This is a genomic window from Neobacillus sp. WH10, assembly GCF_030123405.1.
Lineage (GTDB): Bacteria > Bacillota > Bacilli > Bacillales > Cytobacillaceae > Neobacillus.
On sequence record NZ_CP126110.1, the window covers coordinates 5,280,665 to 5,302,906 of the forward strand.

At 38.4% G+C, this 22,242-nt stretch carries 22 protein-coding genes, 3 pseudogenes and 1 riboswitch; of the genes and pseudogenes, 9 read left to right on the top strand and 16 right to left on the bottom strand.

Going from position 1 to position 22,242, the window contains the following annotated elements:
• Positions 1 to 27 precede the first annotated feature (27 nt).
• From QNH20_RS25535 to QNH20_RS25555, 5 genes and pseudogenes are all read right to left on the bottom strand, one after another.
• Positions 28 to 407, bottom strand: a pseudogene (locus QNH20_RS25535) (sugar phosphate nucleotidyltransferase); the annotation flags it as partial.
• A gap of 36 nt (positions 408 to 443) precedes the next feature.
• The gene (locus tag QNH20_RS25540; protein ID WP_283920715.1) at positions 444 to 2,270 is read right to left on the bottom strand and encodes a polysaccharide biosynthesis protein; all 1,827 of its coding nucleotides are present in this window, start codon (positions 2,268 to 2,270) and stop codon (positions 444 to 446) included.
• A 330-nt stretch (positions 2,271 to 2,600) separates the two neighbouring features.
• A complete protein-coding gene (locus tag QNH20_RS25545; RefSeq protein WP_283920716.1) occupies positions 2,601 to 3,362 on the bottom strand; it encodes a tyrosine-protein phosphatase in 762 nt (253 codons plus the stop codon).
• Positions 3,363 to 3,448: 86 nt separating this feature from the next.
• The gene (locus tag QNH20_RS25550; RefSeq protein WP_481858011.1) at positions 3,449 to 4,150 is read right to left on the bottom strand and encodes a CpsD/CapB family tyrosine-protein kinase; all 702 of its coding nucleotides are present in this window, start codon (positions 4,148 to 4,150) and stop codon (positions 3,449 to 3,451) included.
• Positions 4,140 to 4,889: a YveK family protein gene (locus QNH20_RS25555; protein WP_283920717.1), complete on the bottom strand. Its 750-nt coding sequence runs from the start codon at positions 4,887 to 4,889 to the stop codon at positions 4,140 to 4,142. Before QNH20_RS25555 ends, QNH20_RS25550 begins: the two co-directional genes overlap by 11 nt.
• 239 nt (positions 4,890 to 5,128) lie before the next feature.
• Between QNH20_RS25555 and QNH20_RS25560 the strand changes: the two genes are divergently transcribed.
• A complete protein-coding gene (locus tag QNH20_RS25560) occupies positions 5,129 to 5,923 on the top strand; it encodes an SGNH/GDSL hydrolase family protein (protein WP_283920718.1) in 795 nt (264 codons plus the stop codon).
• Between the two features lie 182 nt (positions 5,924 to 6,105).
• Here the strand turns inward: QNH20_RS25560 and QNH20_RS25565 are convergent, their stop codons facing one another.
• The 3 genes from QNH20_RS25565 to QNH20_RS25575 all read right to left on the bottom strand — a co-directional run bounded on the left by QNH20_RS25565 (position 6,106) and on the right by QNH20_RS25575 (position 9,952).
• Positions 6,106 to 6,831 (bottom strand): LytR/AlgR family response regulator transcription factor, encoded by a 726-nt coding sequence (locus tag QNH20_RS25565; protein WP_283920719.1) that lies wholly within the window; start codon positions 6,829 to 6,831, stop codon positions 6,106 to 6,108.
• A gap of 113 nt (positions 6,832 to 6,944) precedes the next feature.
• Positions 6,945 to 7,679, bottom strand: a complete 735-nt coding sequence (locus QNH20_RS25570) for an EAL domain-containing protein (RefSeq protein WP_283920720.1) — start codon at positions 7,677 to 7,679, stop codon at positions 6,945 to 6,947.
• A 272-nt stretch (positions 7,680 to 7,951) separates the two neighbouring features.
• Positions 7,952 to 9,952, bottom strand: a complete 2,001-nt coding sequence (locus QNH20_RS25575) for an ATP-binding protein (RefSeq protein WP_283920721.1) — start codon at positions 9,950 to 9,952, stop codon at positions 7,952 to 7,954.
• 121 nt (positions 9,953 to 10,073) lie between these two features.
• On the opposite strand from QNH20_RS25575, the gene QNH20_RS25580 reads away from it, so the two are divergent.
• Positions 10,074 to 10,244 carry an aspartyl-phosphate phosphatase Spo0E family protein gene (locus tag QNH20_RS25580; RefSeq protein WP_283920722.1) on the top strand — a complete coding sequence of 57 codons (171 nt, stop codon included), beginning with the start codon at positions 10,074 to 10,076 and terminating at the stop codon, positions 10,242 to 10,244.
• A 3-nt stretch (positions 10,245 to 10,247) separates the two neighbouring features.
• On the opposite strand, the gene QNH20_RS25585 is transcribed toward QNH20_RS25580, so the two are convergent.
• Positions 10,248 to 10,991, bottom strand: coding sequence for a LytR/AlgR family response regulator transcription factor (locus tag QNH20_RS25585; RefSeq protein ID WP_283920723.1), 744 nt, complete (start codon positions 10,989 to 10,991; stop codon positions 10,248 to 10,250).
• 315 nt (positions 10,992 to 11,306) lie between these two features.
• Positions 11,307 to 11,388, bottom strand: a riboswitch (cyclic di-GMP riboswitch).
• Positions 11,389 to 11,738: 350 nt separating this feature from the next.
• Entirely contained in the window at positions 11,739 to 11,894 is a 156-nt protein-coding gene (locus QNH20_RS25590) for a YwzD family small protein (RefSeq protein ID WP_283920724.1), read from the bottom strand.
• A gap of 462 nt (positions 11,895 to 12,356) precedes the next feature.
• Between QNH20_RS25590 and QNH20_RS25595 the strand changes: the two genes are divergently transcribed.
• Together QNH20_RS25595 and QNH20_RS25600 are read left to right on the top strand one after the other, a co-directional pair.
• Positions 12,357 to 12,752: a GyrI-like domain-containing protein gene (locus QNH20_RS25595; protein WP_283920725.1), complete on the top strand. Its 396-nt coding sequence runs from the start codon at positions 12,357 to 12,359 to the stop codon at positions 12,750 to 12,752.
• Positions 12,753 to 12,818: 66 nt separating this feature from the next.
• Positions 12,819 to 13,463, top strand: coding sequence for a formylglycine-generating enzyme family protein (locus QNH20_RS25600; RefSeq protein ID WP_283923511.1), 645 nt, complete (start codon positions 12,819 to 12,821; stop codon positions 13,461 to 13,463).
• Between the two features lie 289 nt (positions 13,464 to 13,752).
• Here the strand turns inward: QNH20_RS25600 and QNH20_RS25605 are convergent, their stop codons facing one another.
• The 3 genes from QNH20_RS25605 to QNH20_RS25615 form a co-directional block, all read right to left on the bottom strand.
• Complete coding sequence (locus QNH20_RS25605; protein WP_283920726.1) at positions 13,753 to 14,745, bottom strand: DUF4822 domain-containing protein; 993 nt, start codon at positions 14,743 to 14,745, stop codon at positions 13,753 to 13,755.
• Between the two features lie 78 nt (positions 14,746 to 14,823).
• The gene (locus QNH20_RS25610) at positions 14,824 to 15,534 is read right to left on the bottom strand and encodes an ankyrin repeat domain-containing protein (protein ID WP_283920727.1); all 711 of its coding nucleotides are present in this window, start codon (positions 15,532 to 15,534) and stop codon (positions 14,824 to 14,826) included.
• 80 nt (positions 15,535 to 15,614) lie between these two features.
• A complete protein-coding gene (locus tag QNH20_RS25615; protein ID WP_283920728.1) occupies positions 15,615 to 16,076 on the bottom strand; it encodes a nucleoside deaminase in 462 nt (153 codons plus the stop codon).
• Positions 16,077 to 16,279: 203 nt separating this feature from the next.
• Between QNH20_RS25615 and QNH20_RS25620 the strand changes: the two genes are divergently transcribed.
• Complete coding sequence (locus QNH20_RS25620; RefSeq protein WP_283920729.1) at positions 16,280 to 17,179, top strand: LysR family transcriptional regulator; 900 nt, start codon at positions 16,280 to 16,282, stop codon at positions 17,177 to 17,179.
• A 118-nt stretch (positions 17,180 to 17,297) separates the two neighbouring features.
• Here the strand turns inward: QNH20_RS25620 and QNH20_RS25625 are convergent, their stop codons facing one another.
• A complete protein-coding gene (locus tag QNH20_RS25625) occupies positions 17,298 to 17,492 on the bottom strand; it encodes a transcription initiation factor TFIIIB (protein WP_481858119.1) in 195 nt (64 codons plus the stop codon).
• A 346-nt stretch (positions 17,493 to 17,838) separates the two neighbouring features.
• On the opposite strand from QNH20_RS25625, the pseudogene QNH20_RS25630 reads away from it, so the two are divergent.
• The 4 genes and pseudogenes from QNH20_RS25630 to QNH20_RS25645 form a co-directional block, all read left to right on the top strand.
• Positions 17,839 to 18,078 (top strand): annotated as a pseudogene (locus QNH20_RS25630) (GNAT family N-acetyltransferase); the annotation flags it as partial.
• A 483-nt stretch (positions 18,079 to 18,561) separates the two neighbouring features.
• Positions 18,562 to 19,761, top strand: a complete 1,200-nt coding sequence (locus tag QNH20_RS25635) for a C40 family peptidase (protein ID WP_283920731.1) — start codon at positions 18,562 to 18,564, stop codon at positions 19,759 to 19,761.
• A gap of 174 nt (positions 19,762 to 19,935) precedes the next feature.
• On the top strand, positions 19,936 to 20,073 hold the full coding sequence (locus QNH20_RS25640; RefSeq protein WP_283920732.1) for a hypothetical protein: 138 nt from the start codon (positions 19,936 to 19,938) through the stop codon (positions 20,071 to 20,073).
• Positions 20,074 to 20,285: 212 nt separating this feature from the next.
• Positions 20,286 to 21,254: a PspC-like choline-binding domain-containing protein gene (locus QNH20_RS25645; RefSeq protein WP_283920733.1), complete on the top strand. Its 969-nt coding sequence runs from the start codon at positions 20,286 to 20,288 to the stop codon at positions 21,252 to 21,254.
• Between the two features lie 430 nt (positions 21,255 to 21,684).
• On the opposite strand, the pseudogene QNH20_RS25650 reads toward QNH20_RS25645, so the two are convergent.
• Both QNH20_RS25650 and QNH20_RS25655 read right to left on the bottom strand, forming a co-directional pair.
• Positions 21,685 to 22,095, bottom strand: a pseudogene (locus QNH20_RS25650) (SMI1/KNR4 family protein); the annotation flags it as partial.
• Complete coding sequence (locus QNH20_RS25655) at positions 22,088 to 22,237, bottom strand: hypothetical protein (RefSeq protein WP_283920734.1); 150 nt, start codon at positions 22,235 to 22,237, stop codon at positions 22,088 to 22,090. The pseudogene QNH20_RS25650 and the gene QNH20_RS25655, both read right to left, overlap by 8 nt.
• Positions 22,238 to 22,242: the final 5 nt, after the last annotated feature.

A 22,242-nucleotide genomic window follows, 5' to 3' on the forward strand; every position in this document is an offset into this window, starting at 1 on the left:
TATTTAGAGATTAATACTTAATTAGCTTGGCGTTTCACTCTGGACTATCATCACCCAAAAATACCGAAAACGGATCGTTTCCAATAAAACTTCTTGCACACCAAACTGCATGCCCTAAACTTTTGGTTGTTTCTGCCGAATATAATGTATATCAGCTAAATTTATAGAATAACGGACTTTTTCCAGCTAATCCGTTTTTCATTTTTCAATTAGGTTTTTCTCTAATTTCGATGCAAAATTAAAATGATCTTCAATTCCCGAAACAACTGTTTCTTCAACAATATATTGAATCACTGGTTTTTCGATAATGGCAGCATTTCTTTTGGCCTTGCTTTCGTTGGTGGAAGAAATCTTGTTCCTAGCCCATAAGCTGGTATTGTTATGAACCTTCCACCTTTTACATTCAAAATCAAACCGAAAGTTTAATCTTTTTATCAATTAATCTAATCCACCTTAGCAAAAACCGAAGCACGCTCAAACTTATTGTTCGCCACCGCAATCAACGTATCATGCATCTCCACTTCCGGCATTTCTATAAGTCGATTAATTAAATCACCAAGTAGTTCCTTATGTATAACCTTCGCTTTCCCTATTTTTATCTTCGGATACACCTGTTCCGGATGCACTTCATTCTCATTTAGCAGCTCCTCATACATCTTCTCTCCGGGACGAAGGCCTGTAAACTGGATACCGATATCTTCAATAGAATATCCTGACATTTTAATAAGGTTTTTCGCTAAGTCAACGATCTTAACCGGCTCACCCATATCAAGCACAAACACTTCCCCACCGCGTGCTAAAGACCCTGCCTGAATTACTAGCCGAGAGGCCTCCGGTATCGTCATAAAATACCTTGTCATCTCAGGATCCGTAACCGTAATTGGACCACCGGCATGGATTTGCTTCTTAAATAGCGGAATAACACTGCCCCGGCTGCCGAGCACATTCCCAAACCGAACCGCAACAAACTTCGTGTTACTGTTCGGCGCTAGACTCTGAATGATCATCTCCGCAAACCGCTTTGTTGCCCCCATCACATTCGGAGGATTAACAGCCTTATCCGAAGAAATTAACACAAACGTATGTACACCAAAAGAGTCCGCCGCCTCGGCGACATTCTTCGTTCCAAAAATATTATTCTTTACTGCTTCTCTTGGGTTATATTCCATCAGCGGTACATGCTTATGTGCTGCCGCATGATAAATCACAAACGGCCGGTGTTCTTCTATTACTTCAAAAATTCTTGACCGATCCTGAATATCTCCAATGACAGGGACAATCTCTACTTGATTTTGATATGTTCTCCTAAGCTCCATATCAATCAAATAAATACTATTTTCCCCATGTCCTACTAGGACAATTTTACTCGGATTAAACTTGCAAATCTGCCGGCATATTTCCGATCCAATCGACCCGCCTGCGCCGGTAACCAACACGGTTTTCCCGGTTACAATTTCGGAAATGCCGGCAATATCTAACTCAACCGGTTCTCTTCCCAATAAATCCTCTACCTGGACATCTCGGAATTGATTAACCGTTACTTTCCCCGTCATTAAATCTTCTAGCTTCGGAATAATCTGCGTTTTCGCCTTTGTTTTCGCACATTCTTCAAAAATCCGATTCAATTCTTTTTGACTTAAAGAAGGAATCGCTATCACGATATTTTCTATTTTGTATTTCTCCACTGCTTCCTTTATATGGTCGGAATCTCCGACTACCGATATTCCGAGGATCTCTAATTTATACTTCTTTGGATCGTCATCAATAAAGGCAACAGGCTTCAAGTCAATATCGTGGTTACTAAGCAATTGCCGTGCTACCATCGTGCCGCCGGCCCCTGCGCCAACAATTAATGTCCGCTTGACATTTTTCTGCTTCGTCATGAAATTGTCCCGGAACATCCTCCACGAAAACCTTGATCCTCCAATTAACAACACGTGCAACATCCACGTAATCATCAATGCCCTGACATATATATTATGAAAAACTAGCTCCTGCATCATGGCTGTCACCGCAATGGTGAAAGTGACTGCTTTCACAATCGCAACTAGCTCTCCAACACTCGCATATTCCCACACCTTGTTATATAACTTATAAATAGAAGCAAATAAATGATGGCTGATTAATAAGGTAAGCGAAGTAACGAGCAGCATTGGAATTTTAAAGATATGTAATTCCGGGTTCAGCGTAAAATAACTTATGTATACCGCAGTTAACACGATGATTGAATCCAGTGCGGCAAGCACGGTCAATCTTGTCCTATATGTCATCTGTCTATTCCCCCTTTTTTATTTATTTTGTTAACCTACTAAATACTTTCACCCATTAAAGCATAAAGGTAAAAAAATAAATATCTAATGGAATAGCAAGTGCTTTTACACTTATTCTTTCATTAGAGATTTATAATTTATTTTAATTGGGCATCTAACCCACCCTTACATCACACTATCGACAACACGTATCTAAGGTCTCTGTGTAAAAAGACCCACAACATAACCGAGTACCACCATGTACAAGGGACATGGTGCCTCGCCGGTCAGGAGATAAGGCCTGTTAAAAAATATTTTGATTACGTACTATATACATAAAGACTCAACTAATTAGAAGAAAAGAAATTTCTTTTTCTTTTTAAAGGGGGTTGGGATTTCCCTCATAATATTTTTCCTATCTATTAAAAGCTCTGCGTTTTCTTTAAAAAGATAGACATAATCCGTCCCAAACTTAGATTCTATGAAATCAAGTGCTTCCTCCATTTTAAATGATCGATTAATCACATTATGTGCATCAGAAGCAATAAAATGAGTTAAATTATTTTCTATTAATTGGATTGAAAAGGTTTTGATTTTTTTTCCGAAGTAACCACAGAGACTAGAAGCTGTAACCTGTGTTAATGCACCCTTTTCTACTAAATTATAGAGTATGTCCGGGCGTTCAATCAGTTCAGCATTCCTCTCCGGGTGAACAATGATGGGGGTAAGTCCCTTTACTTGAAGATCAAATAATAGTTTTTCTGTATATCGTGGGACATGACTTGATGGAAATTCAACGAACAAATATTGACTATCATTCAATGTTTGAATGTCGCCTTTTTCAAAGTCTGCTAGTATCTCGCCAAAGATCCTTGGTTCTTGACCGGGTAAAATCTTTACATTTATATTTGCTGCTTGTAGATTTTGATTAAGTTCTTTTACTTTTTCAATAATTTCTGCTTTGCGATTATTATAATGATTATTTAGATGAGGAGTGGCAATGATGGTATGAATCCCTTCTTTTGCAGCTTCCTTTGCCATTGTGATGCTATCTTCTACATTCTTCGCACCATCGTCTATCCCGGGTAATATGTGACAATGAATATCAATCATCAGCGCCCACTCCTCTTCCAATTAGTTGTAATTTCTAGAATGTTATCAAATTAACACTATTTTACAATTATGTAAATGTAAACATATCACTTTGTACCATAATAATAGTAGTAATTGGTATCTTGAATTTTCTTATTGTTTACTACCACTCCTAGTAAATTGCTTTGAGCAGAGTCAAGGAGTTCTTTTGCTTTTAACAATTGATCTTTTTCCGTTTTCCCACTATACACGACTAGAACAGTACCGTCACAACGATTGGCTAAGATTTGCGCATCCGTTACTGCCAATAATGGCGGTGTATCAAAAAGGATGATATCGAACAGTTCCTCTGACGATTGAAAGATTTGTTCCATTGATTTTGAACTGAGAAGTTCAGATGGGTTCGGCGGAATCGGTCCGCTTGTCAGTACAGATAAATTTTCTACACTTGTTTCAGAAATCGCTTCTTCTAATGATACCTGCTTTGTTAAAACGCTTGTCATTCCAAATGTATTCGTTTGATTAAAAGTGTAGTGAACGGTCGGCTTTCTCATATCAGCATCCACTAATAAGACTTTCTTCCCTTGCTGTGCAAATGTAACTGCCAAGTTAGCTACTGTTGTCGATTTCCCTTCCCCCGGCCCTGAAGAAGTGACCATTAACGTTCTCACATTTTTATCAACTGTAGAATAATGAATATTGGTTCGAATAGTACGATATTGCTCAGATATCGGTGATTTTGGATCAACCATAGTAATTAGGTTTCTTCTATTACTTGCTGTTTTCTTATTCCCTTGCTTAAGAACCAATTCTCTCACCTCTTAATCTAGCATTAACCCTTGTATTATCCGCTTGGAGTTTCCTCATTTGTGATTCATCCATGACCGCAATTGTACCAAGAACAGGTACCCCAATAAGTTTTTCAATATCATCTTCATTCTTAATCGTATTATCGAAGTATTCTAATAAGAATGCGATCCCTATACCCGCCATTAAACCAACAACTAAAGCTATCGCTACATTCAATAATGGTTTTGGCTTAATGGGAGATGTATTGTCTGTGACTTCAGCTTTTGCAAGGATACTAACATTATCGACACTCATAATATTTACAATTTCTTTTTGAAATACTTCAGCTGTTTTATTGGCAATCTTCGCTGCCATTTTTGCATTAGTGTCTTGAACAGATAGATTGACAACCTGTGAGTTTGTTTCATTTCCGACAGTAATTTTTTCGTTTAATTCGCTATATGACATATCTAACTTTAATTCTTTAATGACTAATTCAAGAATCGCTGGGCTTTTTATAATAACATTGTATGTATTAATTAATTGAAGGTTTGTTTGCACTTCATTATATTGGTAGGCTGATTGTTCATTTTTTGATTGATTAACTAGTAATTGTGTTGACGCCTGATAAACAGGAGTTAAGAAAAAGTAACTCACCACACCACTGATTAAAACGGCTATAAATGTTATCGTTAATATTAAACGTAGTCGTTTACGCAATGTTTGCAGCAATTGTTTTAAGCTAATTGTTTCCTCCATTTGGTCCTCCCTATATTGTAAAAAATCAAATATTGTTAAAAAATCAAACTAACAAATAGTATACCACAAAATTTGTCATGGTTTGGCTTATTTTGTACATATGTGTAATTTTTGTCGTTTTTTCTTTTATTATTTTCACCTTTTGTAAATTTTTGTAGATATAAAATGAAAATGGAATTAATTTTCAATGGTTCTCTGCTATAATTAGATTTGCAAAACGATTTGGGGGTTCATATATAATGAAGAATTTATTTACGATCTTATTAGGGCTTGCTTGCGCAGCCGTTCTCTTCTTTGGACATAACTACTGGAATGAAAGAATTAAAGCAGCACCAGAGAGCACATCTAACGTATCAAAAAAACAACAAAAAAAACTGAATGTCGAGACCGCATCACCTGATGAGGACGTCCTTGCTTATACTGCTAAATGGCCTGAATCAGCAGTTGAACGCTTCAAGCAAACACTAAATGAAAAGAAACCATTTAAGGTACTCTTTGTCGGTTCTCCTGACATCGGCACAGACACGGAAGGGACTTTCCCGGCTGTAAAAGAGAAACTGCTTGAAACATTTGGGGAGAACAACATCCAGGTTGACCTTAAAACCTTCAAATCCACTTCTACCCAATTAGTTAATTCAAATAAACAAGACGAAATTGCTGCCGAAGAAGCAGATTTAATCGTGTTAGAGCCATTTATCCTGCAAAATAATAGTGGTTTAGTCTTAATCGATAAAACATTAAATGATACCTTAAAAATCATGGACGATATTAAAGCAAAAAAGCCAGAAACGACTTTTATCCTTCAGCCATCCTATCCGCTATATCAAGCAAAGATTTATCCTAATCAGGTAGCTGAACTAAAAAAGTTTGCTGAGCAGCACCAAATTACCTATCTGGATCACTGGTCTGCTTGGCCGGATGCCAACAATGAAGAGATTAAGGAATACCTTCAGCAGCCGGACCAAAGTGCTCCTAGTGACAAAGGAAATCAAGTATGGAGTGATTTTATCCTACAGTTTTTAATTAGCAAGTAAACGCGTTAATTTCTACAAAAACATAAAAAGGCTGACTTTAAAGGTCGGCCTTTTTGAGTATTTTTAATAGTCGAATTAAATTAATGTAATACCAGGTGACTATTTTGCAAGAAATTGAGATTAAAAGTAAAATTTTGAATTTATTGTGAATTTTTTCAAAAAAAGAGATTATTATACCAAGCCTACTCCCCCAATAACCGATGCACCTGTTGAATCTGCAATTTGGATATATGGGCGATGCTTTCTGAAGCAGAAAAATATGCAAGATAGGTTTCGCCAAACGATTCAATCTTAACAATTTTCCTAAGGTTCACAAGGTATGAGCGATGAGTCCGATAAAAGTATGGCGGTAAGCGCTTCCCAAACTCTTGAAGCGATTCGATGGTCTCGACCGTGTTATTCACCGTATGAATCAGCGACTTTCTGTCTATCTTTTCCACAAAAAGGATATCGTCCATCGCAATATAAAGAAACTTTTGATTGGACTTAATCGCTAGTTTGCTTGCAATATGCTGCTTTTCTTCGATTCTTTTTTGCAATTGCAGACCTAATTTGGCCTTTTCTAAGGCGATAAAGAAACGTGTCTTCTCAATCGGCTTGACCAGATAATCTACTGCTGCAAGATTAAAGGCCTCGACAGCAAACTCATCATAACCCGTGGTAAAAATAATCTGCACGGAGTGATTCAATTGTTTACACACCTTGGCAGCCTCAACCCCATTGACGATGGGCATATTGATATCGACCAGAACAATTTCCGGCTTCTCCTTTATCACCAGCTGAATCAGCTCTTCTCCATTCGACACCTTCCCTGCTATCTGATAATCAGGGAGCAGCTTTATATAATGTGACAGAAGTGATTTTGAAGAACAGTCATCATCCGCTATTATTACGTTCAATTTCTTCATAGGATCACTCGCTTCGATTTTTACATTTTAACCATCTCGATTCTATTATTTTATACTTTTCACAGCAGAAAATATATGAGGAAAATGGTAAAGGTTTATAGTGCAGGATAATCCTAGCAAAACAGGGCTGCCGGTTTTTCAGGAAAGCCCAACAAGTAGCCTTGAATAAATGGAACGCGAATAGCCCTTGCGGCTGCGAAGTCCTCTTCCTTTTCGATCCCCTCTAGAATCACACCCATCTTGTCCTTGGCGTAGTGAAGCAACAATGAAACCATTTCCTGTTTTTCGGTTGAAGACGATAGTCCATCGGCAAAGTAGCGGTCTAACTTGATGTAATCAGGAGTATATTCAATAATCTTCTGTAATCCTGCCGCTCCTTTACCTATATCATCAAGGGCGACGGCAAAGCCATATTCCCTTACTAGCTTCATTCTTTCCTTCATCTCCGGCAAATCCCAATAGGCTTCTTCCTGTTTTGTTTCATTTACTTCAAACACAACATTGCCGTGAAGCCCTGGAACGCTTGCCACTAATCGGGCAAGGAAAAGTGGAAAGTGAGGATGAATGAAGGTAGACGGATAAACATTGACAAACAGCAATTGACCAACCAATTTTTCAAAGGGAAATTTAATAATGGCTTCAGCGATCGACCTCGTATCCAGTTCGTACAACGTCCCTTCTGTTCTTGCTATCGTAAAGGCTGCTTCAATATTCCCTTTGAACCTGCCCTCGGGAAACCGTATGAGTGCTTCGTGACCAAACTTACATACGTTCGTTACATTCCACATCGGTTGATAGACATGTTCTATTTTTTGCATCTGAATCGGACTGATATAGCCCACTCTCATACACAACCCGCCATTTCTTCTGTCCATTTTTTTCAAAAGAAATAGGAAAGACGGTTACCAACACGTCTTTCCTCCCCCTCTTTTTAAACCAAATATACCCATTATTAACAAATACGTCTAATTGATTCAGGACCTAATAAACAAGTAAATAGACCTATTGGATAGTCAATCCGACAGAATACGACACAGAATTCGACATTTCGCGACATTTCCAAAAAAACAGTCATACATTTCGCTCTGCTCCATTTTTTTCAAACTATAACGCCACTCTATTAGATGAGCGTATCGTTCTTTGTTACATACTTAGCAAGCAGGCTTAAAAATTCGGGAATATCAATCGGCTTGGTAATATATTCGACAAAACCGCTTGCCAGTGCATGCTTAATCTCCTCAGGCATGGCATTCGCACTGACAGCCATGATGGGAACCTGTTCGTATCCGGGATCCGCTTTTATCCTTGCTAGCACTTCATAGCCATTGAGATCGGGAAGGTTTAGGTCTAATAAGATGACGTCCGGTCTCCGCTCCGCAGCCACGGCAACCCCTTCTCTCCCTGTCGCAGCCGAAATTAGGTCTATCCCTGGGATTGTTGCCAGTATTTCTTTTACTAATTGGAGATTTAATAGATTGTCCTCAATGTATAAAATGGTAAAGTTGTGATCTTGCAGCAGGGGCTGGCTCGTTGTTTTATAATATTTCTGGTCATCGGCGGCCGGAGCATGCACAAGAGGCAAGCTGATCCAAAAATCACTTCCCTCATCGCTGCTCTTAACACCGACCTTGCCGCCCATTAAGTGAATCAATTGACTGACAAGCGACAGGCCAATTCCTGTTCCTTCCACATTCACATGACCACTCCTGTAAAACGGTTCAAAAATCTGCTGTTGTTCGGCAACAGGGATCCCAATCCCACTATCAATGATATGGATGTACAGAAGGTCATCCTTCACCTCGCATTGGATCAACACGGTTCCATTTTCCCGGTTATATTTGATAGCATTATCCAAGAGGTTCAAGATAATCTGTCGCAGCCTAATGTTATCAGCAGATACTACGTGTTTCTCCTCGACTGACGGCGCGATGGTCAGGCTGATTCCGTTTTTCTCCGCCAAGGGGGCGACAAACTGGATACATTGATTAATCACATTACCTATCCTGATTGGACCGATAGCCACTTTCAATTTACCCGCTTCTATCGCTGTAAGGTCCAATACGTCATTGATCAACGTTAGCAGGTGGGTGCCTCCTTTTATGATTTCGCGGACGAACTGTTGCTGCTTGCACGTTAGCGTCTCATCTAGCTCTAGTAATTGCGAAAAACCGAGGATGCTGTTTAACGGGGTTCGCAGTTCATGACTCATACGTGATAAAAACTCCGACTTGGCGTTATTCGCCTTCACTGCTTCTTCCTTTGTTTCGATGATCCCTCTTTCCATCGCTTTCCGTTCGGTAATATCTTCAAGCGCCCATATATGGCCCTTTAGCTCTCCATCCATATAAAAAGGAAAATAGCTTCTTTTAAAGATGCAATTTTCAAATAGGTTCACTTCTTCGACGTATGGCAGTTTTTTCGTCATGATCTCGTCCAACTTTTTCACTACCGCCTCTTTATGTTGAAAATGGACATGCAGCTGTTCGAAAATATCTCTGCCAATGATGTCCCGGATTGGCTCTTCAATCTTAAACAAGTGGCACCACGGTCGATTAACGGCCATGATTTTCCGGTCATGATCAATGACCACCATCCCAATCTCTAAGCTATCAATCAGCGTTCTCCGTAATGCCAGCGACTCATGAAGGATTTGTTCGGCCTTTTTCCGCTCGGAAATATCGACACCTGAACCAATGACCTCAATTACTTTTCCTTTTTGTTTAACCGGACTCAAGGTAACAAAGTAATCAATCCCGTTAAGATGGGCTTCATATGCGGTGATATCACCATTCCAGGCTTCAGAATAGGCTTGTTCTATGGTATCCGCATCCTTTTTAGAATATAGTTCATGGAGATTTTTCCCCGTCACCATGCCGGGCGTAAGGCCCATTTTCGCTAACAATTGACCCTCCATTAAGGTATGGATATATTGATCTCCTTGTTTGATATATTTTAAGGTCATTCCCTGCTGCCAAGGAATCGTATTTTTTGAATTTTGTTCAACATGTTTTAAGCGGTCATTATATTTGAACATGACGATCAATGATGCTAGCCAAAAAATGATAGCGACTAGAATGATAATAAACACTATCTTTAAATCATAGGAACTGAAATAGATCATACCATTTCCCCCTCCCTGCAAAAAACTACTTTAAATGTTCACAACTTAACTTCAATATTTGTTCCATAAATGGTATTATATACCTAATTGTGTTTGAAACATTTTTACTAGGAGTGGCCCCATGTCTTGTTTACTACACTTGATTGAAATTTACCGCAATGAAATGTTTGATCTGGCCGATAAGTATGGACCGACTTCGGAGGAAACGGTTGAATGCAGTCAACAATTAGATCTGCTGTTAAACCTATTGATGGAAATCGAAATGGAAAAAAATAAAGAACTAACCATATAATGGTTAGCCATGAGATAACAGCGCTATTCGTTCTCTTAGTTCATTGATTTTTAACTTTGAGATTTTCGCTAGTTTGTCCGTATCATTAAAATGGACAATAAATGATTCTTTCTGCGGCGTTATTTGTGATATTTTTGCTAAATTAATAATATAGGAACGGTGGGCATGAAAAAAAGAAACATCAAGACGCTCCAAAATTCGTGCCATCGTTTCGTAAGTATCATAGATTTCTGTAGTCGTATACACAAGACACTTCTTCCCTACCTTTTCAATAAAGCAAATATCGGACAACGGGATAAAAAACGTCGCATTTTGGTCCCTTAACGGCAGGATTTTTTGCTGGGATTTATGCCCGGTTCCTGTCTTGTCACGTTCAAAGGATATGATATTGTTTGCTTTCTCCAGCGCTTGACCTAAACGCTCCTTGGAAACCGGCTTCACGATATAATCAACGGCAGCGATGTCAAAGGCTTCAATCGCATATTCATTATTATCTGCAATAAAAATGACTTTCATCGCCGAAAAAAAAGATAGGCACTCCTTGATCGCCTGAATACCATTTTTCTTCAAAAGTGTAACCGTTGTCAAAACAAGGTCTGGCTTCTTTACCATGACTTCCTCAATGAGCTGTTCTCCATTTATACACTGTCCGATAAGTTGAAAGTCTGATAGGTTTTTAACAAGCGATTTGATCATATCGATAGAAGCTTGATCATCATCGGCCACTACTATCTTTATCCGCTTCACCTTTCATTCCCTTTCTTTTTGAAAAAATATTTTATTTATTATATTGTATAGGATTCTGTCATATAATGGTAGAACTTTGTCGAAATTGGTTGTAATTTTCTGTCTAAAATATGACAGAAGAATAAGGTATTTATCCTCTTCTGTCATTATTCTCCCCCTTTCACGACCATCAAAAAAAAGAACTCGAATTAACGAGTTCTAATCTTTTTACCACACCTAATACATTTACCAGTGTAATAGTCAACCTTATGATTCTTATAAAGCAAACAAAATAAGGACTTAATACTCAAATGATTCCACTCCTTTGAATATTAATCCGGCAGTCCAGCCATCTTAGTTTTACCTTAGACCTGAGACTTTGCGTCCCTATTTTTCAATAGGTTTGCCTTTGTCAGATTTATTATATAAATTATTTTATTAATTATAACATGTATACTATTATTCTGTAATTTAATAGTTAAATTTTCACAGAAAATTAATAACAAATTCAAATTTTGACAAAATTTGCATTATGCTGGAAGGAGTTTGTTAAACTACTATGTAAGAACATAGCTTTCTTACATTTTCTGTAGTGAAGCCCTGATTAAATGCCTCATGGTCCATAGGACTATATCCCTCTTTGATGAGGGTAAACCAAACCATTTCAGAACATTTTTTTCGTTAATTTTCGTATAGCGTATATAAAAACACAAAAAAGGCCATTAAGAAGTAATCTCCTTAACAGCCATATGTATCTATTATATATGTTTAGCAGATGACTATTTGTCTTAAATCCGCTTTTATATCTTCAAGCAATTTTTCCACCGTTATTTCTGTCTCATTTACGCCCTTATCATATGCCTTTTTCACAATTTCAGAAAAATCGACGGTATCAGAGCTACTCTTCTTTGCTTCCCAATTCAAATCCTAATATCCTCCTCCCATGTGTACTAGTTACATATTCTACTAGATGGAACCTGGATTGTAAATATATTTCCAGTTGAAATTGTGGAAAATATATGAATCTTGTCGAATCGGTGGGCAGGCACCAAGGAGCAAACTTAACCGAAGCCGCAGCAATCTAGGTAAAGAATGAAGGTTTTAATTACAGAAGTGTAGAATTGAATAATTGAAGAAGTAATTTGACGCTTTAGTATCGCATTTGACCTGAGAAAAAGGTGTATGTGTTTATGAAAGATTTCCATTGCTGCGCGACATGCCGGCATTTTAAAGCAGAGAAAAAAGCAGACGGAATGAAATATTATTGCAGCCGGTTAGGTTATGAAACAAAAACGACCTTTAAATTTAATTGCTGGAGCCCCAATGAGCATGTGATTAAGTTAATGAATAAGAGAAACTCTTCCTAAATTGAAGGGATGGAGACTGATGAAGTTAACAATTATCAATAGCATTAGAACAAATAACTTTAATGATGAACATGTAATGCAAAAAATCACAGATATGTGGAAAGCTGCTTCAACAGATTTGGCTGAACATGAAAGCGTTATTTACGGTGTTTATCATGAGTATGAAACGGATTATAAAGGTGATTATACTTTAAGTGTTGCGATCGAAGGAGAAACAAAACCATTAATAACAATTCCTATTGACGAGAAATATAAGATCTTTAAGGTTGATACCACTGAAGAACAAGGTATCTTTAACACTTGGAGCAAAATTTGGGATGAAGAAAAAGAAGGCAATTTGCACCGTTCTTATACCTATGATCTTGAAAAATATTATCCTAATGGAAATATAGAAATTCACATTGCTATTAAATAGTAAAACCAAGATTATTAGGAGGAACGTAGGGTGTCAATTGAAAAAAAGAGTTACATTGACTTTCCAATGGTAAAAATTCCAGGGGGAGAAATAGAATTAAGGGACGATAGAATAAAAAGCAAATGGAAAGCTGAAATAAAACCATTTCTTCTTGCCCGGTATCCTGTAACTATGGGTTTATACAATGCTATTACAAATAAATCACTTAATTCTTTTGAGGGAGATCTAAAACCGGTTGTGAATATTTCTTGGAATGATGCCATTTCTTTTTGTAATCTGCTTTCACAGAAAGCTGGACTAAAAGAGTGTTATTCTATACGGAATGATGGTGAAAACATTATTTGTGATTGGGAATCGGACGGCTATCGACTTCCTTCAGAAGCAGAGTGGCAATATGCATGTAAGTCAGGGACTACTGGTTATCGATACGGAGAGCTTGATAAGATTGCCTGGTATAATGAAAATTCAGGAGGCAAAATCCATGAAGTAGAAAAAAAAGAACCGAATTCATGGGGCCTGTATGATATGTTAGGGAATATTTGGGAGTGGTGTTGGGATTTATATGATGAACAAGTGTACGGCTCCTATCGAATTTTCCGAGGAGGCAGCTGGGCTGAAGAGGCCAGGGGGTGTGGGGCTTCGTGTCGTCGTCGCAGCCATCCGTCATTTTGCATAGACGACCTTGGATTCCGTCTTGCTAAGTCTTTTTAACTTCAATACCCAAGCATACTTCCGAGGTTTTTATGGCTCAATTAACGGAGTTCGATGCTTTTACAAGGCATCGGCCTTTTTTTGTTCAATTCCAATAGCAGAAATAAGTATAACAAATGAAGTGCGGAAAGCTGTTAGATTGGAATTTCTATGAATGGCTTATTTGTTAAGAGTGAATTTATTTGAATGGCCTTGATACCAATAAAACTGATGGCACGAGGAACGATGTAATTGCCCATCGCACAAAAAGGGGAATGGATTTCACCATTCCCTTGACGACAAGCCAATCTTATTTAAAACTAAATTTCGGTTTAAAATCACCTTTATATGGTTCATGTTCAACGAATACAGTTATGTCCTTGCCATCTTTGTCTTTACCCATTCTTTTATACGTAAATTTATTTTTATTAAGTTCGGTAAGTTCAAGTGCGGCGCCATACTTTCTATCTCCAATTGAAACATGGGCTCTTATTTTATTTTCGTGTACAATATCGAAGTAGCCATAATCACCACGGCTTATGCCTGTTTCAATATTGAAAAATTCATATTTATTAGTCTTGTCATCAAATTTTGCTAGACTTATAAACATCGAATTATACTTTGTGACATCGTTGCCATCTTCATCTAAAACCTTTGTTCCGTTCCAAAGAGTACTACCTAAAATTTTATCTCCATCAACATCTTTAACGATATCTCCCGTAGTAGTGTCCAACTGCTTGTCCGGATCAGTAAAAGAAAGCTCTTTTCCTTTATATGGAACATGTTCAACAAATACCTCTACATCGTTGCCATTAGCATCTTTTCCCACTCTTTTATAAGTAAAAACATCTTTATTTAGTTCTGTCATGTCAACAACAGCTTGATAGTTCATTGATTCTGAAATTAATATTCTCTTCTTCCCGTCATTTGTGATAAAGAATGTTCCTTTATCGCCACGACTTTCACCTGTCTTAGCATTAAAAAATTCATATCTTCCTGATTTCGCATCATATTTCGCAAGACCTATGAAGTTTGCATTCTCTTTTGTTAAGTCATTATTATCTTTGTCATATACTCTTGTACCTTGCCAATTTGTGTTACTAAGAATGTTAGCCATTTTCTGACCTTTAGTCAGTTTATTTTCGGATTGCTTTTCTTTATTTGAATCTTTGGCTTTATTAACTTTCGTTTGTTCTGTTTTTGTTACGTTCTTTTGTTCACTTGCGTTAGCTTGCGTATTACATACTGCTAATGCTATTGTCAAACCGAGTAAAGGTGATAATATTTTTGCTTTCTTAATCATTTTTTCATCCCCTAATTCAATAATTATTTAATAGAAAAATAATATGGTTTCACTGATAGATTCATATACTTTTTCTTGTTATTTAGCTCCTGCTTTTAACAAGATTTTTATAATCTCTTTAAAGCCTTTCTCACGTGCATGTTGTAAAGGCGTCACATTATTTTTGTCAGGAATGTTCACATCGGCCCCATGATCTATCAGTAATTGCACCGTTTGCTGCTGTTCTTTATCTCCATTATTCAAAATAATCGCTTCTAATAAAGCGGTCCAACCGAGATTATTGACATGATTCACATCAATATCTGTATGGGTGAGAAGTTCTTTAACGACATCGACATAGCCATGTTCTGATGCCGGGATTAACGCAGTTCCCCCATAACGGTTTGTAATCGTCGGGTCGGCCCCTGCTTCAATTGTAAGCTTTAAAATATCTAGATAGCCTTCTGCACCGGCATACAAGAACGGATTATTTTTCATATCGTCCCGGATATTCACATCTGCCCCTGCTTTGATGAGCACGTTTACCGTTTCGACATCCTTATTATAGGTTGCGATCATCGTCGGAGTCCGTCCTTTAGCGTCCTGTGCGTTAATATTCGCACCTTCCTTAATAAGTTTGCTTGTCTTGTTCGTCTCCCCACGCTCTGCCGCTTCAAGCAGTTGTTCATTCAATCGTGCGCTCACGGTTTCTCTCTCCTTTTCTTGTGTTTTCGGTTCTAAACTATTAGTTGAGACACAACCTTGAAGCAAAAGAATACATGCGACAAATGCCATCATCCACGTCCGCATAAAATCCGCCCTATTTAATTTTATTGTTACCCCTTGCTCTTGTTCCTGGGTAGCGTTATTTGTAACCCTGGCTTATTCTCTTATTCCTTCATTTCTTTCCAAAGCGTAAAAGGATCCTTGTTTTGAGGCTGTTTATCCAGCCTTATCAATTGAATGTCCCGCTGTTCTTTTGGAAGTCCTATTTGTTTATAAACGTATTTCGTTCCTAAACCAATTTCTTCTTCCTCAGCAGCAGTATAGGCATAATACACATGTTTCAAATTTGCCCAGTAAATGGCGCTTAAACACATCGGACAAGGTTCCCCGCTTGCATATAGTTCACAGCCGGAAAGGTCAGATGTACCAAGCGTTCGGCAGGCCTCCCGAATAGTCAGAAGTTCAGCATGAGCCGTTGGATCGCGTGTTTCGAGTACATCGTTTACTCCCTTTGCAACAATCTCTCCATTTTTGACGATCACTGCACCAAATGGTTTTCCTTTTTTGTTTTTCGTATTGTCGTAGGCTAAATCGATTGCCAGTTGCATGAATTCGTTATGACTCATTTAAAGTCACTCCCTTGACTTATGTTTTTTGGTTTCCATAGTTGTTCCAGCATAATAACATTACCTGTTTGATGTTCTAACTACATCTAGGTTTGACATAAGCATCCTTGTTTCATTATGATATCTAAAAATGAAGCATATGAAAAATATTAAAAAAATTACTTTTTCTTAAGTTTTTCATATAATAAGGGAGTTTTTTACATATGGATATAAGACAACTGCGATATTTTACAGCCATTGTAGAAGAAAGAAAGATTTCTGCTGCCGCTGAACGACTTCATATTTCTCAGCCTCCACTAAGCCAGCACCTGAAAACAATGGAAGACGAACTCGGAACGAAATTAATAGAAAGAAGTGGAAAATTTTTAGAAGTTACGGAAGCTGGAAAAGCTTTATATAAGTATGCCTTACAAATGACTCAATTAATGGAAGAAGCGAAAATGGAAGTAAAGGAAGTCGGAATTGGGGTAAGCGGAAGACTTACGCTAGGGATCAATACGTTTTCGGCAGCAGGATTACCTGAAATACTTCACGGGTTCCGCACAAAATATCCTAAGGTAACCTATAAAATTCATCAAAATGAATCAGCTCAACTTTGCCAATTAGTAAGAGACCGGATTATAGAGCTGGCGATTATCCAATTACCGCTCGAGTTACAGGATTTCACAGTGACCCACCTTCATACAGAGCCGTTTTACTTTATTGCTTCAACTAAAAAGCAACCGTTTAATTGTGAAGTAACACTTGCTGACATTCAAAACCACCCTCTGATTTTACCTAGTACAGAAGGATTGGGAGTTCATTATATGATTTTAGAATCATTTTCAAAGGCTCAACTTCATCCAAACATTATTGCCGAGTGCTCTGATATCTCCCTTTTATTAGATTTAGTCGTATCTGATTTTGGAACAGCTATTATTCCTGAAAATGTACTTACACAATACAAAAACTACAATATTCAAGCTTACAAAATTAAAGAAACAGAGCTAACTACATCTACAGGGTTAATTTGGCTGAAGAATCATTATCTATCAAAAACCGCGCAAAACTTTACAAACCTATTAACGGAGTACCTACAGCAAAACACGGATTTACAGTGTTAAGGACTTAATTATTCATCAATTACGCCCAATAGTTGAATACTATCTTATACCTATTAAAGACACTCCATTATAAATCTATATATAATAAAAGCTTGTAGGATTGACGAAGATGGAAATACTAAAAAAGTGTACCTTTAAATTTCCCTGGTTTTTTTACATAGCCTTCGATTATAAATCCACATTTGGTACAAATAATGTATTCAACATCTGAACCTAAGCTCATCTTATTATCTGGGTACATAACTCCATATCCACTATGCTTGCCTTTCCCCAATTCTTCCCCACCACATTTTGGGCATTCTGTTACTTTCATGGACTTTTCCACTTGAAACCCTCCCCTTTAGAAATATATGATCCAACTCCCGAAGCAATAATTAATAGCTTCATTTCACTTCTAATAATTCCTTTACAAAACAATCTGGCCCGTTCATAAAGCAAGCGTCATAGCATCATCCCACGGTTTAAAATCGATATGGTCGTTATCAATGGATTCAAGTAATCCTTCCAACACATTCCGATGTTGCAACCATTCGTTCATCATTTGCCTGCCCCAAATTATTTCCTCCTTTATGTGTCTACCGTCTAAACCCAAAAAAACCCATTTAAACACAATTCGCTATACAACAACTTAATTCCTTTTTTAAACCCGACGTTGGTACTATAATGAAAGGGAAATAAGCCAGCTTTATATTCATATTGATCATCAAGGAATCAGTATAGGTCAAACCTTACTAGATAAAGCAAAAGCACAATCATGTGGGAGGTTAACATTATTCACATTTGAAGTAAATGAAAATGCACAACGATTTTATGAAAAGCATGGATTTAAAATCATTGGAAGAGGACATGAAAATGAAGAAAATTTACCTGATATTCAATATGAATGGATAGCAAAATAATGATGTAATCGGGGGACTTAGTAAGAAAAAAATTAAAGCTCGTACGAGACTAACGGATGCTTATATGTCATTGTACGGTATTATTTTGAATATAATTGTTTTCTTGATTCCAATTTTGTATAACGTGGTTGGAACATTAATCTTTGGAGTTTAAGAAGGATTATATATATGACCTGAATCACCAAGTAAATACAATTCAGGATTGGAAATTTAATCACCCTTTTATTGTTATGCTCCCAATAAAGTAGACAGATGAAATAATAAAAATTCTGTTTACTTTATTGGGGGCTTTTCTATGGCAAAAAATTTTCAGATTTTAATTAAACTTTTTAAGCTAATTGACGATACTATGCTATGAGACTGTTTTTCTATAAAGAAACCTTCATTATGTCTATTTTTATCGAATTATCGAATCCCCCCCTAAATAATAGCAAACTATGGTAAAATGATGTAAAATATGAAAATTTGAGGTGATTTTACTAGATGAAGAAAACTATCGTTCGTACACTTTCGACAACCGCTCTTTTTTCGACGCTTTTCGCTGGGTCTGCACTCGCCGATACTTACAAAGTTCAAAAAGGTGACAGCCTTTCGAAAATCGCCTTGAAATTTAAGACAAGTGTCAATGAAATTAAGGTTCAGAACGGTTTAGCATCCGATCTGATCTATGAAAATCAAATTCTGCAAATTTCACCACAGACCGCAACCGTACAAGCTACACAGCAAACCAATTATACCGTTGTCAAAGGTGATGCGCTCATTAAAATCGCTAACCGCTACAATGTCACAGTCGGCGAGCTGCAGCAGTGGAATAATCTGCAGGGCACGCTCATCTATGTTGGACAAGTGCTGAAGGTATCTGCTCCGGGGCAAACAGTGACCGTGACACCACCGCAGCCGGCACCAGCACCAGCACCGAAGCCTCCAACACCGCCACCATCCTCTACGAGTGAATACACCGTCAAAAGCGGCGACAGCCTGAGCAAAATTGGTGTCCAATATGGCATGACTGTACAACAGTTGAAAACACTTAATAACTTATTATCCGATCTTATTTATGTTGGGCAAAAGCTCAAAGTTACGGGTACCCAGACTCAGACACCTCCGCCAGTGGTAACCCCTCCTCCGGCAGTTCAGCCGCCGGCAGCGAGTACGTATGTTGTCAAAAGCGGTGATACTCTTGGAAAAATTGCTCGTCAATACAACATGACGGTCCAGAATCTGAAGTCACTAAACGGCCTTACATCCGACATGATTTATGTGGGACAAACGCTTAAGGTAACGGGACAGGCTACCACAGCACCGACACCTAAACCGGAACCCCAGGGTGATGTGATCACGGTGGCTAAGAGCTTAATAGGAACGCCATATGTATGGGGCGGCAGTACTCTTTCCGGATTTGATTGCAGCGGGTTCATCTACTATGTCGCGAACCAATCGGGCACGAAGATCGGACGCTATTCCGCAGCAGGCTATTATGACCGCAGCTATTACGTGGACAGTCCTAAGCCTGGCGATCTTGTCTTTTTTGAGAATACATATAAAAAAGGAATCTCCCACGTGGGCATCTACCTAGGCAGTGACCAATTCATCCACGCCGACGAGACCCGTGGCGTCATGATTTCCAATTTAAAAAGTAACTACTATTCCGCCCACTTTGCGGCGTTTAAGCGATTCTATTAATAGAAAACCAGTTTTATTAGAAAATTTATGCAGCACTCGAGATACGATTGTGATGCACATGGGACAAGCCAGTCTCCTATTTTAGGAGATTGGCATTTTTTTATTTTTCAGGTTTAAAAGATTGAGAGGTTGGCCATCCTGATGATAGCTACAAAATTTAAGGGGGTTCTGGGGATGAAGGAAAACGGGTTGCTATTTTCAGAGTTTGCTAAAGAGGATGGATTCGAGCTGAACAAGTATCTTACCCAGCTGTTTGATTATTTTTCTACTCTATCTAAAACTGAAGACACGAAGACCGAGCCGCCCCAGTAACTATGGGGGCCTTTTTTGTTTTTATCAGGATTTTTTGAAATTTACCTGCCAGCACGGTCCTTGCCGATGGTTTTTTGGGCGAAATTTCTCTTTTTTTGGGTGTATCGAAATTCAGTACCGCGGAATTTGTCTGATTATTTTGGAAGGAATTTCAGCGATGGAGGACTAATATCAAAAGGATAAAGGTATTAAAAACGTGAGGTGAGTTCATTTTGCAAAAAATAAAAAGGTTTTGGGTTTTATTGGTTGGGTCTGTGCTATTGTTAGGCTATCCGGGAGTGGCGGCTGCCGGCTGGGCGCTTGAGGGCGGTAAGTGGCACTATTATGATCATGGTTTGATGAAGGTGGGCTGGTTGCTCGAGGACGGGCGTTGGTATTACTTGGATCAGTCTGGGGCGATGAAGACAGGCTGGGTGTCCGATGGTGGAAAGTGGTATTTCTTGGACCGGTCAGGCGCAATGAAGACAGGCTGGGTGCTCGTCGATGGGAAGTGGTATTACCTGGATCAATCGGGTGCGATGAAGACAGGTTGGGTCCTCGTTGATGGGAAGTGGTATTTCTTGGACCGTTCGGGCGTGATGAAGACTGGTTGGGTTTGGGATAATGGGAAGTGGTATAACTTGAGTAGCTCGGGTGCTATGCGTTCGGGATGGCTTATGGATAAGGGCAGTTCGTATTTCCTTGATCAGAGTGGTGCAATGGTGACGGGCTGGAAATCAATTTCTGATGATTGGTATTATTTTGATAAGTGGGACGGCGCGATGAAGAGGCAGAATTTTGTTGGCGGTTACTACCTGATGGCCGATGGGCGGATGACGAATGCGGGAAATGCTGAGGTCGTTTCTGCCGTGGAGGATTTGAAAAAGTGGATTGATGTCGGGCTCACAAAGTTGGAGCTTCAGGAGAAGCTGGGTGCGAGTTATCATGATCTGGTCGGGATTGAGGGTGATAAATACTGGCAGTACACTTTGAAGGTTACGGATGCAGGGAATGTTAAGGCTGTGAAGTGGGATGCGGACGACTTCGGTACTGAGGATTTAGCAAAAGGTTCGGCGGATATTATTGTGCTCGCTTATTGGGATGGTGACGGGAAGGCATTCCGGGTGTCGATGGACTACTTTAATAAGGCGCACAAGTTCCATCACTATTATTCTGCTAAGTATGATTATGAGTATAACTAATTTGTTTGGGTGTTTTGATAATCGAGGCGGATTTTAGTTAGTTGGCCAGTTCCCTGGAGTACGAGGACTGGCTTTTTTGTGTAGTTGGGTTATTCGGAGCAGGGTTCAATTACCGAACGGGTATAATTTTAAGTGCTTTGGTAAGTGTAACTCGCTTTCATTTACCGAACTACTTTCTTTTTTCCCATTTCGTGTAATGAGAGGACTTATTAGATTTCCCTTTCCTTTTAGCAATAAAAATTGCCCCTAGATAACATCCAACCCCTATTATATTTATTATTAAGTTACCAATCTGACCAAACTTATCAATTGCTAATCCAATCAAAAGACTACCAAACAGCATAAGTAATATCACAAAAAGTAATTTCAAATTCTTTTTAATCCTCCAAGTGTACGATTTTTTCATTTCAGGTAGAAGTAAAAGACCAAACTAAACCGAAATCTTACCTGTAATCCAGCCTTCAATGAATTGTTCTAATGAGGAGGCTACCCAGGTCCGGCTATCATCCTCGTGATTCCAAACATAGATATCGGTTTTTTCGATGGTTCCATTTTTTAAAATAGCGTAGCAAAATAAAGCGCCATTCCCTGCGTCTGAGAAAAAGAACAGATGATCAAAGGGCATATAAATATCTGTATAATCTTCAAAGTTTCTAAAAAATAGATTGTCCTTCACAATTTGAGAGGTTGACCAAATCAAAGGACAATTCCAATTGTCGAAGACACCATTTGTTTCATTAAATAAGCTGGCTAATTCATCTGGTAGTTCAACATTTAATTCTTTTTGAATTTGAGAAAGTTCGCTCTTGGTTGCGGGGTCCTTAAAATGATATTCATTCGAATTTTAATCCTTCATTGAACCTCTCCGTCAGCCATTTGTTTTTGTTTATGTACCCTGTTGAATTTGGCTTGCTGCCAAGACAATAACATCCCTGAGCGTCTAACTTTCCTTCGTCTAAATCTACCATTTCAATTGTTTCCACATTAT

What these genes read in the sequence shown, in the direction of transcription:
- QNH20_RS25540 (WP_283920715.1), bottom strand. Translation starts at nt 2,270, where the DNA reads ATGACATATAGGACAAGATTGACCGTGCTTGCCGCACTGGATTCAATC.
- QNH20_RS25545 (WP_283920716.1), bottom strand. Translation starts at nt 3,362, where the DNA reads ATGATTGATATTCATTGTCACATATTACCCGGGATAGACGATGGTGCG.
- QNH20_RS25555 (WP_283920717.1), bottom strand. Translation starts at nt 4,889, where the DNA reads ATGGAGGAAACAATTAGCTTAAAACAATTGCTGCAAACATTGCGTAAA.
- QNH20_RS25560 (WP_283920718.1), top strand. Translation starts at nt 5,129, where the DNA reads ATGAAGAATTTATTTACGATCTTATTAGGGCTTGCTTGCGCAGCCGTT.
- QNH20_RS25565 (WP_283920719.1), bottom strand. Translation starts at nt 6,831, where the DNA reads ATGAAGAAATTGAACGTAATAATAGCGGATGATGACTGTTCTTCAAAA.
- QNH20_RS25570 (WP_283920720.1), bottom strand. Translation starts at nt 7,679, where the DNA reads ATGAGAGTGGGCTATATCAGTCCGATTCAGATGCAAAAAATAGAACAT.
- QNH20_RS25575 (WP_283920721.1), bottom strand. Translation starts at nt 9,952, where the DNA reads ATGATCTATTTCAGTTCCTATGATTTAAAGATAGTGTTTATTATCATT.
- QNH20_RS25580 (WP_283920722.1), top strand. Translation starts at nt 10,074, where the DNA reads ATGTCTTGTTTACTACACTTGATTGAAATTTACCGCAATGAAATGTTT.
- QNH20_RS25595 (WP_283920725.1), top strand. Translation starts at nt 12,357, where the DNA reads ATGAAGTTAACAATTATCAATAGCATTAGAACAAATAACTTTAATGAT.
- QNH20_RS25600 (WP_283923511.1), top strand. Translation starts at nt 12,819, where the DNA reads ATGGTAAAAATTCCAGGGGGAGAAATAGAATTAAGGGACGATAGAATA.
- QNH20_RS25605 (WP_283920726.1), bottom strand. Translation starts at nt 14,745, where the DNA reads ATGATTAAGAAAGCAAAAATATTATCACCTTTACTCGGTTTGACAATA.
- QNH20_RS25610 (WP_283920727.1), bottom strand. Translation starts at nt 15,534, where the DNA reads ATGCGGACGTGGATGATGGCATTTGTCGCATGTATTCTTTTGCTTCAA.
- QNH20_RS25615 (WP_283920728.1), bottom strand. Translation starts at nt 16,076, where the DNA reads ATGAGTCATAACGAATTCATGCAACTGGCAATCGATTTAGCCTACGAC.
- QNH20_RS25620 (WP_283920729.1), top strand. Translation starts at nt 16,280, where the DNA reads ATGGATATAAGACAACTGCGATATTTTACAGCCATTGTAGAAGAAAGA.
- QNH20_RS25625 (WP_481858119.1), bottom strand. Translation starts at nt 17,492, where the DNA reads ATGAAAGTAACAGAATGCCCAAAATGTGGTGGGGAAGAATTGGGGAAA.
- QNH20_RS25635 (WP_283920731.1), top strand. Translation starts at nt 18,562, where the DNA reads ATGAAGAAAACTATCGTTCGTACACTTTCGACAACCGCTCTTTTTTCG.
- QNH20_RS25640 (WP_283920732.1), top strand. Translation starts at nt 19,936, where the DNA reads ATGAAGGAAAACGGGTTGCTATTTTCAGAGTTTGCTAAAGAGGATGGA.